Source organism: Pseudomonas sp. 8(2025), from assembly GCF_052665325.1.
Map to the genome: position 1 here is coordinate 1 of NZ_JBQOIE010000023.1, position 15,135 is coordinate 15,135.

Annotated in this window: 10 protein-coding genes; 8 read left to right on the top strand and 2 right to left on the bottom strand. The window is 65.7% G+C overall.

Annotated elements, in window-relative coordinates; translation table 11 throughout:
* Positions 1-246 precede the first annotated feature (246 nt).
* Positions 247-2,139, top strand: coding sequence for a penicillin-binding protein 2 (gene mrdA / locus ACUXVH_RS28890; protein ID WP_011062421.1), 1,893 nt, complete (start codon positions 247-249; stop codon positions 2,137-2,139).
* Position 2,140: 1 nt separating this feature from the next.
* On the opposite strand, the gene ACUXVH_RS28895 is transcribed toward mrdA, so the two are convergent.
* Positions 2,141-3,106 carry a LysR family transcriptional regulator gene (locus ACUXVH_RS28895; RefSeq protein ID WP_065363151.1) on the bottom strand — a complete coding sequence of 322 codons (966 nt, stop codon included), beginning with the start codon at positions 3,104-3,106 and terminating at the stop codon, positions 2,141-2,143.
* A gap of 178 nt (positions 3,107-3,284) precedes the next feature.
* On the opposite strand from ACUXVH_RS28895, the gene ACUXVH_RS28900 reads away from it, so the two are divergent.
* The 7 genes from ACUXVH_RS28900 (at position 3,285) to qhpG (ending at position 12,939) form a co-directional block, all read left to right on the top strand.
* Positions 3,285-4,598, top strand: a complete 1,314-nt coding sequence (locus ACUXVH_RS28900) for an MFS transporter (RefSeq protein ID WP_065363152.1) — start codon at positions 3,285-3,287, stop codon at positions 4,596-4,598.
* Between the two features lie 19 nt (positions 4,599-4,617).
* Positions 4,618-5,847: a Zn-dependent hydrolase gene (locus ACUXVH_RS28905; protein ID WP_065364680.1), complete on the top strand. Its 1,230-nt coding sequence runs from the start codon at positions 4,618-4,620 to the stop codon at positions 5,845-5,847.
* A gap of 10 nt (positions 5,848-5,857) precedes the next feature.
* Entirely contained in the window at positions 5,858-6,883 is a 1,026-nt protein-coding gene (locus tag ACUXVH_RS28910; RefSeq protein ID WP_065363153.1) for a histone deacetylase family protein, read from the top strand.
* Between the two features lie 456 nt (positions 6,884-7,339).
* Positions 7,340-9,244 (top strand): sigma-54-dependent Fis family transcriptional regulator, encoded by a 1,905-nt coding sequence (locus tag ACUXVH_RS28915; protein ID WP_015636456.1) that lies wholly within the window; start codon positions 7,340-7,342, stop codon positions 9,242-9,244.
* Positions 9,244-10,962: an ABC transporter ATP-binding protein gene (locus ACUXVH_RS28920; RefSeq protein ID WP_019094086.1), complete on the top strand. Its 1,719-nt coding sequence runs from the start codon at positions 9,244-9,246 to the stop codon at positions 10,960-10,962. Before ACUXVH_RS28915 ends, ACUXVH_RS28920 begins: the two co-directional genes overlap by 1 nt.
* A complete protein-coding gene (gene qhpE, locus ACUXVH_RS28925) occupies positions 10,952-11,635 on the top strand; it encodes a subtilisin-like serine protease QhpE (protein WP_445496553.1) in 684 nt (227 codons plus the stop codon). Before ACUXVH_RS28920 ends, qhpE begins: the two co-directional genes overlap by 11 nt.
* Positions 11,620-12,939, top strand: a complete 1,320-nt coding sequence (gene qhpG / locus ACUXVH_RS28930) for a flavin-dependent monooxygenase QhpG (RefSeq protein WP_445496555.1) — start codon at positions 11,620-11,622, stop codon at positions 12,937-12,939. The genes qhpE and qhpG overlap by 16 nt, the downstream gene beginning before the upstream one ends.
* Positions 12,940-13,076: 137 nt before the next feature.
* On the opposite strand, the gene ACUXVH_RS28935 is transcribed toward qhpG, so the two are convergent.
* Complete coding sequence (locus ACUXVH_RS28935) at positions 13,077-14,996, bottom strand: amidohydrolase (protein ID WP_123397528.1); 1,920 nt, start codon at positions 14,994-14,996, stop codon at positions 13,077-13,079.
* Positions 14,997-15,135 lie beyond the last annotated feature (139 nt).

The following is a 15,135-nucleotide window of genomic DNA, read 5'->3' on the forward strand; positions in this document are numbered from 1 at the left end:
ATGTGAGAGTAGGTCATCGTCAAGATTAAATTCCGAAACCCCAACTGCACATGCAGTTGGGGTTTTGTTTTTGCGCGTGGAAAAACTTGCGCTATCCAAGTAGCCGCCAAGGCGCCATTGATCAGCCGCGATGGAAATCCCCTCAAAGTCCGTGGGTGGTTTTTGGTATGGTGCAGCTCTTTTTAAAGGACTTGAGTTCATCCGCACGGAACAGCGTCGACCTCTATTCACCGAGAAGCTGTAGCAATGCCCGAAGCGATTCCGATCAAGGACCACGAGAAAGAAAGCCGTCTGGTCAACAAACGGCTGCTGGCCTGTGCCGTATTGGTGGTGGCCATCACCTGCGCCCTGGTGGCGCGGATGTATTTTCTGCAAGTGGTGGAGTTCGACTACCACTCCACCGTTTCCGAGAACAACCGCGTCCATGTGCTGCCGATCACTCCCACCCGGGGGCTGATCTACGACCGCAACGGAGTGGTCCTGGCGGACAACCGCCCCAGCTTCAACCTGACGATCACTCGCGAACGCACCACCGACCTCAAGGGCGAGCTGGACACCGTGGTCGATCTGCTGCACTTGCCCCCGGAAGACCGCACGCTGTTCGACAAGGAGATGAAGCAGGCCCGTCATCCCTTCGTCCCCGTGACCCTGTTCTATGAGCTCACCGAAGAGCAGATCGCCGTGCTCGCGGTCAACGAATACCGGTTGCCCGGCCTGGACGTGGAAGCCCAGTTCGTCCGCCACTATCCCCTGGGCGCACACTTTGCCCACTCCATCGGTTACGTCGGGCGGATCAACGAGAAAGAAGCCAAGACCCTGGATTCGGTGGAGTACCGTGGCACCCAATCCATCGGCAAGACCGGCATCGAGAAATTCTACGAAGCCGAACTGCACGGTCATGTCGGCTATGAGGAAGTAGAAACCAACGCCCAGGGCCGGGTGATGAGAGTGCTCAAGCACACCGATCCGATCCCTGGGAAGAGCATCGTCCTGAGCCTGGACATCAAGCTCCAGGAAGCCGCTGAGGAGGCCCTGGGCGATCGCCGTGGTTCCGTGGTGGCCCTGGACCCGGCCACCGGCGAAGTCCTGGCCATGGTCAGCAAGCCAAGTTTCGACCCCAACCTGTTCGTCACCGGTATCAGTTTCAAGGAATACGCTGCGCTGCACGACTCCATCGACCGGCCCCTGTTCAACCGAGTGCTGCGGGGCCTCTACGCGCCGGGCTCCACCATCAAGCCGGAAGTGGCGATTGCCGGCCTCGATAGCGGCGTGGTTACCGCTTCGACCCGGGTCTTCGATCCGGGCTATTACCAACTGCCGGACTTCGACCACAAGTACCGCAACTGGAACCACAGCGGCGATGGCTGGGTGGACATGGACGCAGCGATCATGCGTTCCAACGACACCTACTTCTATGACCTGGCGCACAAGCTCGGCATCGACCGCCTGCACGACTACATGGCGATGTTCGGTCTGGGCGAGAAGGTCTCTCTGGACATGTTCGAAGAGTCTCCCGGCCTGATGCCCTCCCAGGCCTGGAAACGCGCCACCCGTCGCCAGCCATGGTTCCCGGGGGAAACCGTGATCCTCGGCATCGGCCAGGGCTATATGCAAGTCACGCCGCTGCAACTGGCCCAGGCCACCGCGCTGATTGCCAACAAGGGCGTGTGGAACCGTCCGCACCTGGCCAAGACCATCGATGGCGTGGCCCCGGTGGACGAGCATCCGATGCCCAACATCCTGCTGAAGAATCCCCGTGACTGGGATCAGGTCAACCACGGCATGCAGATGGTGATGCACGATCCCCGCGGTATCGCCCGCGCCGCGGCAGCCGGGGCGCAGTACCGCATCGCCGGCAAGAGTGGTACGGCCCAGGTGGTGGCGATCAAGCAGGGAGAGCGCTATGACCGTCTCAAGACCCGCGAGCGCAACCGTGACAACGCCCTGTTCGTGGGCTTCGCCCCGGCGGAGCATCCACAGATCGTGATTTCGGTGATGATCGAGAACGGCGAAGCCGGTGGTCGGGTGGCCGGCCCCGTGGTGCGGCAGATCATGGACGCCTGGCTACTGGACCAGAACGGCCACCTCAAGCCGCAGTACGCAGCCCCGGCCAAGGCCCCTGGCGATCCTCACGTCTGAATCATTTCAACATCAGGCTACCCGGCGCCGGCTCATGCTGACTGAGCATGTGCTGGATGCTCTGCAGAAACAGTACCTCGGCCCGGCTCATGCGCTGCTCGCGGTTCCACAGCAGGTGAATGTCGACATCGGCAATGCCTTCGTGTGGCGGCAGGCGCCACAGCAGCCTGGCGTCGACATCGGCGGCCACCACATGCTCCGGCAGGCAGCCGATGCCAAACCCGGCGATCACCAGGCGCCGTACTTCCTCCAGGCTCGGCGAGGAGGCGACGATGCGTCCGCTGAAGCCCTGCTGGTCACGGAAGATGGTCAGCGGCGAGAGCATGCCGCCGATCTGGTCGCTGGTGAAACTGACGAAGTTCTCCCGCTGCAGATCGCCCTGGGCCACGTCCTGACGCCCGAATAGCGGGTGATGCTTGCCGCAAAAAAATGCGTAGCGCTGCCGCAGGAACAGCCGTTGTTCCAGGCGTGGCTGTGGCCGCCGATTAAGGCTCAGGCCCAGAGTCGCGGTCTTCTCCTGCAGGGCGCTGACGATGTCCGAGCTGCGCATCACTTCCACCTCCAGATCGACCCGCGGGTGCTGACGATGGAAGTCGGCCAGGAAGTCATCGAAGCGTTCGCTGAAGATCCGGCTGATGATCAACAGCCGCACTTTGCCGATCACTTCGTCGGCGGGCTGTTCCAGCATGCTGCTGACCTGGGACATCTGGCCGTAGATCTCTCCGGCCAGTGCGAAGATCTGCTCACCCACTTCGGTCAGGGCAAAGCGTGGGCCGCGCCGGGCGATCAACTGCCGGCCCAGTTGTTCTTCCAGGCGCTTGAGGGCCTGGCTGACCGCCGGCTGGGTCAAGTGCAGGCGCGCCGCTGCACGGCTGATGCTCAGCTCCTGGCCAATCACCCGAAAGGTGCGCAACAGGTTCCAGTCGAGGCGGTCGTTGAGCAGGCGGCGGGCATCGCGGTCGGACATGGCAGGGGCTCTGGTTCGGGCTGTAGCTGAATAATAAGCCAGTATAATAATCGAGATAACCAATAGAAAATTGACTAATTATCCCCCGGAACGGATAAATCCACCCCAGACAGGTGCCAGCAGAAGCCCCTGCGCCCGACCCTTCCTCCTGCCAAAAAAATAATCAAGGGAGCCAACCATGAAGCCTTCCGCTTCGCCTCAGCCTCGCCGGGCTGCGGCCGCCGCCTTTATCGGCACCATGATCGAATGGTACGACTTCTACATCTACGCCACCGCCGCGGCGCTGGTGTTCGGTGCCTTGTTCTTCCCCTCCGACGACAAGCTGTTCAGCACCATGGCCGCCTTCGGCACCTTTGCCGTGGGCTTCTTCGCCCGACCTTTGGGGGGCATCATCTTTGGCCATATCGGCGACCGCATCGGCCGCAAGAAATCCCTGGTCATCACCCTGCTGATGATGGGCGTGGTCACGGTCTGCATCGGCCTGCTGCCAACTTATGCACAGATCGGTGCCCTGGCGCCGGTGCTGCTGATCCTGCTGCGCATCGTCCAGGGCATTGCCGTGGGCGGTGAGTGGGGCGGGGCGGTGTTGATGGCCGGCGAGCACGCGCCCAAGGGCCGGCGCAACTTCTTCGCGTCTTTCGCCCAGCTGGGCAGCCCGGCGGGGCTGATCCTTTCGCTGCTGGCCTTCAGCGCCGTGACCCGCCTGCCCGAGGACGCCCTGATGAGCTGGGGCTGGCGCCTGCCGTTCCTGGCCAGTGCGCTGTTGCTGCTGGTGGGCCTGGCGATTCGCCTGGGGGTCAACGAGTCGCCGGAGTTCCTCGCCAGTCGCGAGCTGGCGGCCAGGTCGCTACGCAAGGAGCAGGCTCCGGTAATGGAGGTGCTGCGCACCGCCTGGCGTCCCTTGCTGCTGTGCATCGGCGCCAACACCCTGGGGATTGCCGGGGTGTATTTCACCAACACCTTCATGATTGCCTACACCACCCAGCAGTTGGAGATACCCCGTTCACTGATCCTTGAATGCCTGTTCGTGGTGGCGCTCATCCAGTTCTGCATCCAGCCCCTGGCCGCCTGGACCGCCGAGAAAATCGGTGCCACGCGCTTTCTCTGCCTGGTGTCGCTGTTGGCCATGGCCTCGCCCTATCCGATGTTCGTGCTGGTGAGTTCCGGGCAGGCGCCGCTGATGATCCTCGGCATCGCCCTGGCGGTGGTGTGCATGGCTTCCTTCTATGCGGTGATCGCCGGTTACGTCAGCGGCATGTTCGAGACCCGGGTGCGCTACACCGCGATCTCCCTGGCCTATCAGGTCTGCGGTGCCCTGGCCGGCGGCCTGACCCCGCTGATCGGCACCTGGCTGGCCCATCGGTTTATTGGCCAATGGTGGCCGATGGCGGTGTTCTACAGCCTGATCGCTGCCGTTTCGCTGATCTGCGTGCTGGCCCTGGCACGCTGGCACGCTCACGCCCATCGCCTGGAAATGGCATCCCACGCCTGATTGTCTGGAGAATCTGATGATGTTGAAAATCAATGGCCAGCGCCTCTGGGCGAGCCTGATGGCCATGGCCGAAATCGGTGCCACGGCCCGTGGCGGCAACTGCCGCCTGGCCTTGAGCGATGAAGACCGGGCCGGTCGCGAACTGTTTGCCCACTGGTGCACCGAGGCCGGCATGAGCCTGAGCGTCGACCCCATTGGCAACCTGTTTGCCCGGCGCCCAGGTAGCGACCCGGACGCTGCCCCGGTGATGATGGGCAGCCACCTGGACACCCAGCCCGAAGGCGGGCGCTTTGATGGGGTCTACGGTGTGCTGGCCGGATTGGAAGTGGTACGCACGCTCAATGACCTCGGGATCCAGACCCGCAAGCCCCTGGAAGTGGCGGTCTGGACCAATGAGGAGGGCGCGCGTTTCACCCCGGCGATGTTCGGCTCGGCGGTGTTCACCGGGGTCATGGCCCTGGACGCCGCCCTGGCGGTGCGTGACGCCGATGGCATCAGCGTCGCCCAGGCACTGCAGCGCACCGGTTATGCCGGCAGCCGGCCCCTGGGCGCAGCGGTGGATGCCTACTTCGAAGCCCATATCGAACAGGGCCCGATCCTTGAAGACAACGCCAAGAGCATCGGCGTGGTCAGCGGCGGCCAGGCCATCTGCTGGCTCGATGTGCAGGTCGAAGGCCTGGCGGCCCACGCTGGCACCACGCCGATGCCGCTACGCAAGGATGCGCTGTACGGCGCGGCGCAGATGATTCTTGCAGTGGAGCAGTTGGCAGCGGATTTTGCCCCCCAGGGCCTGACCACCGTGGGTGAGCTGAGCATCGCCAAGTCGTCGCGCAATACCATTCCCGGCCTGTTGAGCTTCACCGTCGACCTGCGCCACCACCAGGATCGGCAGATCGCCGCCATGGAGCAGCAGGTCGAGGAACGCCTGCAGGCCATCGCCGGCCAGCGCGGGCTCAAGGTCAGTATCAGCCGGCACTGGGTCAGCCCGGCCACGCCATTTGATGCCGAGTGCGTGGCGGCGGTGCAGCAGGCGGTGGATGGCCTGGGCTACCCTCAGCAGTCCATCGTCAGCGGCGCTGGCCACGACGCCATCTTGCTGGCCCGCTATTGCCCGACGGCCATGGTGTTCATTCCCTGTGTCGGTGGCCTGAGCCACAACGAAGCCGAAGATGTGTTGCCCGAGGACGTGCGCCAGGGCGCCGATGTATTGCTTAACGCCGTGCTGGCCCGTGCCGGCCAGGTTGAATAAGGAGAAGGTCATGCGCAGTTTTTTCCACCCCGAACAGTTGCTCCACCATCCACGCAGCTACTACTCGCGCGGCCAGATGCGCATACCCCAGGAGGTGCCGGAGCGCGCCCAGCGCCTGGTGCAGGCCGCACACTCCCTGGGTTTTGCCGTCGAGCAGCCACGGGATGCCGGGATGGCACCGTTGCTGGCGGTACACGGCACGCCGTACTTGGCGTTCCTGCAGGATGCGCACCAGGGCTGGAAGGACATCCCCGAAGACTGGGGCGATGAGGTGATGTCCAACATCTTCGTGCGTGAGCCCAATGCCCTGCGCGGGGTCCTGGCCCAGGCCGCGTGCTACCTGGCCGACGGCAGTTGCCCGGTGGGTGAGTCGACTTGGCGTGCAGCCTACTGGTCGGCGCAAAGTGCCGTCGCCGGGGCCCAGGCGTTGCTCGACGGTGAGCCGGCGGCCTACGCCTTGTGCCGCCCGCCGGGCCACCACGCCCGGTCCGAGGCGGCCGGGGGCTTCTGCTACCTGAACAATGCGGCGATCGCCGCCCAGGTCCTGCGGGACAAATACGCCCGGGTGGCGGTGCTGGACACCGACATGCACCACGGCCAGGGCATCCAGGAAATCTTCTACGAGCGCGCCGATGTGCTGTATGTCTCGGTGCACGGCGACCCGACCAACTTCTACCCGGGGGTGGCCGGGTTCGCCGAGGAGCGTGGCGCCGGGGCGGGGGAGGGCTACAACCTCAACCTGCCGATGGCCCATGGCGCCAGCGAAGGGGATTTCCTCGCCCGTCTGGAACAGGCCCTGGTGGCGGTGAAGGCGTTCGATGCCGAGGTGCTGGTGCTGTCTTTGGGGTTCGATATCTATGAACTCGACCCGCAGAGCAAGGTGGCAGTGACCCGGGACGGCTTCGCCATCCTTGGCCAGCGAATCCGCAGCCTGGGCCTGCCGTGCCTGATCGTCCAGGAAGGCGGCTATCACCTGGAAAGCCTGGAAGACAACGCCCGCGCCTTTTTCGCAGACTCTGGCGCCTGGGCCCTGTAGGCACCACCAGCCCCGCCCGCTCGCAGGAGCCGGCTTGCCCGCGAAAGGGTCCTCACGCCTTGCTCCCGACTAAAGGCCCTCGTTCGCTGGCAAGCCAGCTCCTGCACAAGCTGGCATGCATTGGTCTTAGGAGCCGGCCTGCCGGCGAAGGGGTCTTAAGCCCTGTGCTCGTCTCGGGGCCCTCTTCGCTGGCAGGCCAGGGCCAACGGGAGGGGGCGTGCGGTACTTGCCATTTGCTTTACGTTAACGTCAAGATGCTCGAGCGCCCGTTCCACTGGCGCAGGTTTTGCTTGATCTCCAATGACAGGGTAAGCAATGCAGGGCTGCCCGATGATCCGGGCAAAGCCCCTTTACTGCCCCCTGAACCCGGTGTAGACATTGACCACGGCTTGCGTGCTTCGCGCAATCCAAGGGAGTGGAGCGGGATGCAGCGGGCGGACCGATTCGGAGCGCTTGATGACTCTTATAAAAACAATAAAGGGTGAGCAGCAACACGAAGCCCGGCTGGCCCGGGAACGGCTGCACCTGGAAGGCCAGATCCCCGACGGGGTTCTGCGTGCGGAAATCGATGCCTCATGGCGGCGCAGCCTCAGCCATGGCGTGCACTTTGGCAGCCAGCACCAACTGACCCTGGAATCCAGCGCCAGCCTCGAAGTGCTGCTGGCCAGCAACCGCCTGTTGCTGGACGCGGCGATCCCGGCCATCGACTATCTGAGCCAGCATCAGGGCAAGGACGGGATGATCATCCTGGCCAATGCCGACGCCACCATCCTGGCCATCGAAGGCCGCGCCGACCGTCTCAAGGACAGCGGCGTGCAGGACATCACCCTTGGCGCTTGCTGGAGCGAAGCCACCCGCGGCACCAACGCCCTGGGCACGGCCCTGGTGGAGGCCCGGCCGACCCTGATCGACTGCGGCGAGCACTACCTGGACCGTCTCAGCCATTTTTCCTGCACCTCGGTGCCCATCCAGTGCCCCCAGGGCGAGATTCTGGGCGTACTCGACCTGACCCGCGAAGGCCCCCTGGGCCGGGCCCAGGACAGCACCGCGCTGCTGGCCATGGCGGTCAGCCAGATCGAAGCCCGGGTGTTCCATGCCACCTACCCGGAGCAGATCGTCCTGGCCTTCCACAGCCGCCGGCAATACCTCGAATCACCGTGGCAGGGGCTGCTGGCCCTGAGCCTGGGCGGGCAGATCCTCGCGGTCAGCGGCCAGGCCTGCCAGTTGCTCAACACCCCGCGCGCTGCCCTGGTGGGCCGGCGCTGCGAAGAGTTCCTCGGGGTCGATGGCCTGCAACTGCTCGCACGCCTGCAACAGGGCGCCGTGGGCAGCCTGCAAACCGCCAAGGGCGAGCTGTTCTACAAGGCCCTGCGGGCGCCGCAGCCAGCGCTCAACCTGCACCGCGCGCCACGCAGCGCTCCGAAAGCCGCAGCCATGCCCCAGGACCTGGAAGCCCTGGCCGGGGGCAACAGCCGTTACGCCCGCACCTTGCGCATGGCCCGTCAGGGCCTGGCCAATGACCTGCCGGTGTTGCTACTGGGCGAAACGGGCACCGGCAAGGAAGTCCTGGCCCGGGCCCTGCACCGCGCCGGCAGCCGCGCCGAGAAACCCTTTGTCGCAGTCAACTGCGCGGCGATCCCCGAAGGCCTGATCGAGTCGGAACTGTTCGGCTATCGCGAAGGCGCCTTCACCGGCTCGCGTCGTGGCGGCATGATCGGGCGCCTGCAACAGGCCCACGGCGGCACCCTGTTCCTCGATGAGATCGGCGACATGCCCCTGGCCCTGCAAGCCCGCCTGCTGCGCGTGCTGCAGGACCGCAAGGTGGCGCCCCTGGGGGCCGGCGAAGAACAGGACATCGACATCGCCCTGATCTGCGCCACCCACCGCGACCTCAAGCAGCAGGTGCAGGACAAGGCTTTTCGCGAAGACCTGTTCTACCGGGTCAACGGCATCAGCGTGCTGTTGCCGGCCCTGCGCGAACGCGAAGACCTGCAGCCCCTGGTGGACAGCTTGCTGGCCAAGCTCGGTGGCGCCCAGGTGAGCCTCAGCGATGAGCTGCGTCGGCTGCTGGCGGACTACCACTGGCCGGGCAATATCCGCCAGCTGGAGATGGTCCTGCGCACAGCCCTGGCCCTGCGCGAAGACGGTGAGTGCCACATCGGCCTGGAGCACCTGCCCGACAGCATGCTCGACGACCTCAATGCCAGTGCCCGACCGCAGACCGGGAGCATCCGCGAGAATGAGCTGGAGCTGATCCGCAGTGCTCTGGACAACCACCAGGGCAATGTCTCGGCGGCAGCGGACGCCCTGGGCATCAGCCGCGCGACCCTGTACCGCAAGCTCAAACAGTTGCGTGCCTGATGCGGCGCCTGATCACCCGGCTGGTGGACAGCCGCGACCCCCAGGCCCTGAGTGCCGCCCTGGGCTGGCTCTACAGTTTCGTGCGGCCCCATCGGCTGGCCATCGGCGGCCTGCTGGGGCTGTCGGTGTGCGCTTCCCTGCTGGTGCTGGTGCAGCCCTGGCTGACCAAGCTGCTGATCGACGACGGCCTGCTGGCCCGGGACTTCCCGCGGCTGGTGCTGATCGCCGCGCTGATGATCGGCGCCGGGCTGCTGGGCACCGTGCTCTCCGGGGTCAACCGCTACCTGCACACGCGCTTGTCCGGGCGCATCCTGTTCGCCCTGCGCGACGACCTCTATCGGCATCTGCAGCGCCTGTCGCCGAGCTTCTACGGCCAGCGGCGGATCGGCGACCTGATGTCGCGCCTGGATGGCGATGTGGCGGAGATCCAGCGCTTTGCCGTGGATTCATTGTTCTCCGCCGTGTCCAGCGTGATCGGTCTTGTCGTCGCCCTGGCCATGCTCCTGACCCTGTCCTGGCAACTGTCGCTGCTGGCCCTGGTGCTGATCCCCCTGGACGTGCTCTGGCTGCGCTGGATGCGGCGCAAGGTGGAGCGCGATGTGCGCCAGTTGCGCGAGCGTTCGGCGGACATGTCCTCGTTCATGGTGGAAACCCTGCCGGTGATGAAGTTCATCCAGAGCGCCGGCCAGCAGCAGCGCGAGGCCCGGCGCCTGGATGGCCTTGGCCAGGGCTACCTGCAACAGCTGCTGAAACTGCAAGTCACCGAGTTCTTCACCCAGGCGGTGCCCGGTACCCTGACCTCGTTGTCCCGGGCCTGCGCCTTCCTGATCGGCGGCTACTGGGTGGTACAGGGCACCTGGCAACTGGGGGCGCTGATTGCCTTTTCCACCTACCTGGGCATGGCGGTGGGCCCGGTGCAGAGCCTGTTGGGCCTGTATGTGGCGATCCAGCGCATGACCGTGAGCCTGGGCCGGGTCATGGAGCTGCGTGGCGAGGAACCGGGCATCAGCAACCCCGAGGCGCCGCTGCCGGTGCCGGAGCAGGGCGAGCTGCATTTTCACGCAGTGCACTTTTGCCACCCGGGCCGCGGCTCGACCCTGCAGGGCATCGAGGCGCGTATTCCCTACGGTCGCAAAGTGGCCCTCAGCGGCACCTCGGGCGCAGGCAAAAGCACGCTCATCGACCTGTTGCAGCGCCATCACGACCCGCAGTCCGGGCAGGTGCTGCTGGGCGGCGTCGACCTGCGCCAGCTGGACCTGGCGCAGTTGCGCCGGCGGGTGGCGGTGGTCAGCCAGGATATCGTGCTGTTTCGCGGCAGCCTGGCGGACAACCTGGCCTACAGCGTGCCCGATGCCAGCCGCGAAGCCGTGGCCGAGGTGGCGCGGCTGGCGCAGTTGCAAGGGCTGATCGAGTCCCTGCCCGAAGGCCTGGACAGCCCCCTGGGGGAGCGCGGCCAGCAATTGTCCGGCGGCCAGAAACAACGCATCGCCATTGCCCGCGCATTGCTCCAGGACCCGATGATCCTGGTGCTGGACGAAGCCACTTCGGCGGTGGACGAGGCCACCGAGCGCGAGGTGATCGAGGCCATCGACCACCTGTTCGCCGGGCGCACGCGGATCCTCATCAGCCACCGACCCTCGACCCTGGCCGATGCCGAACTGCGCTTCGAATTGCGCGATGGCGTACTGCATGCGCTGGAGGTGGCCCATGAAGCCTGAGCTGCGCATCGGCGTGATCGACAGCGGCCATGCCGCCCATCAGCGGGTGGCGGGCGGACGACGCTTCTTCCTGCAGCCCGAAGGGATAGGCCAGGGCCCCTTGCAGGAAGACGCCCTGGGCCATGGCAGCGCGATCATCGAGGCCATCGGCCAGCGCGCGCCGACGGCGCAGGTTTATGTGGCCCAGGTGTTCGACCGGCGCGCAGTCACCAGCGCCGCGCAAGTCAGCGCCGCGCTGCACTGGTTGCTTGCGCAGGACGTGCGCCTGATCAACCTGAGCCTGGGCCTGCGCCAGGATCGCGACCTGCTGCGCCAGGCCTGTGCCGCGGCCGAGGCCCGCGGAGTGCTGTTGTGCGCATCCAGCCCGGCCCAGGGCGAGGCGGTGTTTCCGGCCAGTTACCCCGGGGTGCTGCGCGTCACCGGCGATGCGCGATGCAGCGCGCAGCAGTGGTCATGGCTGAACACCGCCCAGGCTGATTTCGCCGCCTGCGTGCGCGGCAGCAGCCCGGGGCAATCCGGCGCCAGCCTGGGGTGCGCGGCCCTGAGCGGGCATATCGCGGCCTACCTGGGTGCCCAGCCGCAAGCCGACAAGGCCCAGGTCCGGCAGTGGCTGCAGGACAACGCCCACTACCAGGGGCCGGAACGCCGGCAACAGCCATGCACACCATCCTGATCCTCGGCGCGGGGCCGGCCGGGGCCGCAGTGGCCCTGGGGCTGCGCCGCCTCGGCTACCCGGTGACCCTGGTCAGCGACTGGCGACGCTTTCCGGCCCTGGAAGGGGTCTCGCTGCGGGTGCTTGAAGCCTTGCGCGGTGCCGGCCTGGAACAGGCGCTGGCCCAGGCCCTGCAACCGTCCCAGCGGCGGGTGGCATGGAACGGTGCAGAACATGCGCAGAATATCGAATACCTGCTGGATCGCCCGGCCTTCGACCGCGGCCTGCGGGAGGCCTTGCGCGAAGCGCAGGTCAAGCTGATCGAGGGCCGGGTGCTGGGGGTACAGTCCAGCAAGGCTGGGCATCGGGTCCAGGTGCAAGGGCAGGGCGAGATGCGCGGTGAGTTCCTGGTGGAGGCCCGTGGCCGGCAGGCGCCGGTGCTGGACAAAGCCTTGCGCCAGGGGGGCGGCAAGGGCCTGCGCGGCCCGGAAACCGTCAGCCTGCTCAACCGCTGGCAGGGCCCTGGCGGCAGCGCCGCCAGCGCGGTGCACAGCCTGGAGGACGGCTGGGCCTGGATGGCCCGGCGCGAGGACGGCCAGTGCTACTGGCAGCTGACCCTGGATGTGGAGAGCGCCGGGCTGCCGGGCAAGGCGCAGTTGCTGGAGTACTGTCGCCAGCGCCGCCTGGGCTCGGCCATGGCCCGGGAATTCTTTGCCGGTGGCCAGGAGCAGCAATTGCACCTGCATGCCCGCAGCAGCACGGCGATCCTCAACCCCCAGGCCTGTGGCGCGAACTGGCTGCGGGTCGGCGATGCAGCCATGGCCGTGGACCCTTTATCCGGCAACGGCATTTTCCAATCCCTGTCCTCGGCGTTGCAGGCCCCGGCGGTGATCAACACCCTGTTGCAGCAGCCGCAACGTGCAGCGCTGGCGCAGCGTTTTCACGGGCATCGGGTGGAACAGTTGTTCCTGCGTTTTGCGCGCATCGGCCGGGACTTCTACGCCGACGAGCAACGCTGGCCCGAGCAGCCGTTCTGGCAGGCCCGCCGGCAGTGGCCGGATTGCCAGCCGGCGCACCGTGCCGTGGACTTTTCGGCCTTGCGCATCGAGCGCGCCCCGGTGCTGCGCGACGGCCTGGTGGATGAAGCCGAAGTGGTGATCACCCCGGACCAGCCCCTGGGCATCTGGCATGTACAGGGCGTGGAACTGGCGCCGCTGTTGCGCCGTTTGCGCAGCCAGGGGGCGGCCCAGGCCCTGGCGCAACTGAGCCCGGACCAGAATCGGCTGATACGCAGCTGGTTGCTGGCCCAAGGCTACCGCCCCTGAACGGGGATCGTAGGAGCGAGCTTGCTCGCGAACCGCGCAGCGGCCATCCACCGGAGTGAACCCGCGGTCCTTTTCTCCGGCAAGCCGGCTCCTACAGGGGGCACTGGGAGCTGGCGCAGCCCCCGGGCTTGCACTGGTCAGCTACGGGGGTTGAGGTACACCCGCTGGCCGCCTTTCCAGGTTTCGCAGACCTTGATGTCGCGAATCCGGGTGGCCGGGAACTTCTCGTCCAGTGGATCCTGCTCGAGGATCACGAAGTCGGCGAAGTTCTGGTCCTGCAGGGAGCCGGTCCAGGCCTCGGCATGGCACTGCCAGGCAGCGTCGTAGGTGATGGCTTTCAGCGCCTGCTTGCGGGTCAGGCACTGGCCCTCATTGAGGATGGGTTGCAGGCGCGGGTCATGGACGAACTGGTTGTCATGATTGCGGATGCCTTCCATCTTGCGGGTCACCGCCTGCTCCATCGAACGCAGGGGGCCCAGTGGGGTCACCGAATAGTCGCTGTGCAGGGAAATCCGCAGCTCGTGGTCCAGGGCCGACTTGCAGAGGTCGAGCATGTTGTGTGCCTTCTTTTCGAAAATGGCTTTATCGAAGGCGTAGCCCCAGTAGCCGACATGGCCAATCAAAAAGCTCGGTGACAGGCCCAGGCGCTGCATGGTTTCCAGGGTGCTTTTGCTCAGCAGCGAGCAGTGTTCGATGCGATGGCGCTTGTCCAGGCCGCTCTGGCCCTGCAGGGCCAGGTCATAGGCCTGCAGAGTGAATTCGATGGCCTGGTCGCCGTTGGCATGGATCATCAGCGGCCAGCCTTTTTTCACCGCCGCGTGGATAAATTCCTGGTATTTGACCGGGAGTGTTTTCGGGGTGTCCTCGCCCTCGTCGCACAGATTGAAGTTGCCCACCGGGCGGGCGGTCTCGCAGCAGTAGGGCGCGACCTGATAGCCGGTCAACCCCTGGTTGGACCCGTCCGAGATCACCTTGATCGAGCCCTGATACATGTGCCTGGCCTCTTCCCGCGTGGCCGGCCGATAGTCCGGCAGCAGCTTGAGGGCTTCGAGCGAGTTGTTGCAGGCGGCGGCGTAGCCGATCCGCAGCGTTCTGGGGTGGGACAGGAAGTAGGCGTTCAATACCAGCTTCGACAAGGGGTCCATCATCGCGTCGTACAGCAGGGTGATCCCGCGGCTGGCCGCGGTGGCGAAGAAGGTGTCCAGGCGCTCGAAGATCTTCAGCATTGCAAGCTTCTGCCTGGCGGGAATCGACAGGATCCCGGCCACTATCTGGGTTTCCTGCAGCACGCCGTTCTCGACCATGACCCCGGTTCTTTCATGCACCAGATCCCGGGCCGCCGTGTTCATGTAGGCGGTGTGCATGGAGGCACTGATCAGCAGCATCGGCCGCTTGGCCTCGATGGTGTCCAGGTAGCCCTCTTCGGGCGTGTCGCCACATTGCAGGGTCATGAGTTGGTTCAGGCCGCCCGGCACCACCTTGAACGGCATCAGCGCCGGATCGACCAGGTGCCCGAGGACCCAGCTCGTGCTGTCGTCGGGGAGGTTGTTCTGGATGGTTTCCTTCAGCCAGCCCCAGGTATAGAGCGGCCGCAGGCGCTGGCTATTTTTCTCTGGCGCCTGCTGGCTATCACCGTCGTCGGGCTCGATGGCGCCCAGGTTCAGCCAGCCATCCATGGCGCAGCTCTGCACGATGTGGGCGTGGGGCTCGACCAGGCCGGGCAGCAGGGTCTTGCCGTGCAGCGACTGCTTCTTGTAGTCGATGCCCAGGGCCTGCATGCGGGCTTCGACGGCGGCCAGGGTGCCCGCGGCGACCACGTCGCCGGCATGGATGCCCAGGGCTTCGACCCGCTCATCCATGTTGCCGTCGCGCAAGGGGTAGATGATGCCGTCATGAAACACCAGGGACTCGCCGTTCGCGTCCCTGGCCGGGCCCTGTGCCGCGTTGGGGTGGCTGGCGATATAGCTGGCGGGGTCGAGGGTGTCTTTCAAGGCTTCCCAGACGGGGTTGTGGCAGCCGCACTGGATGTAATCGTGATCATTTCCATTTGATCCCATGTTGCTTTCCTCGGGTTTTCGGTGGTGATGAGGCGTTGTGGGGGGATGAGCCCAGGCTCTTCAAACGAGGTGGCCAGCCGGCTCGGGCTGAGCGTAGCAGTGCTTTGCACGGCGAACAGGGCGGTCGTCGGGGGGCGCC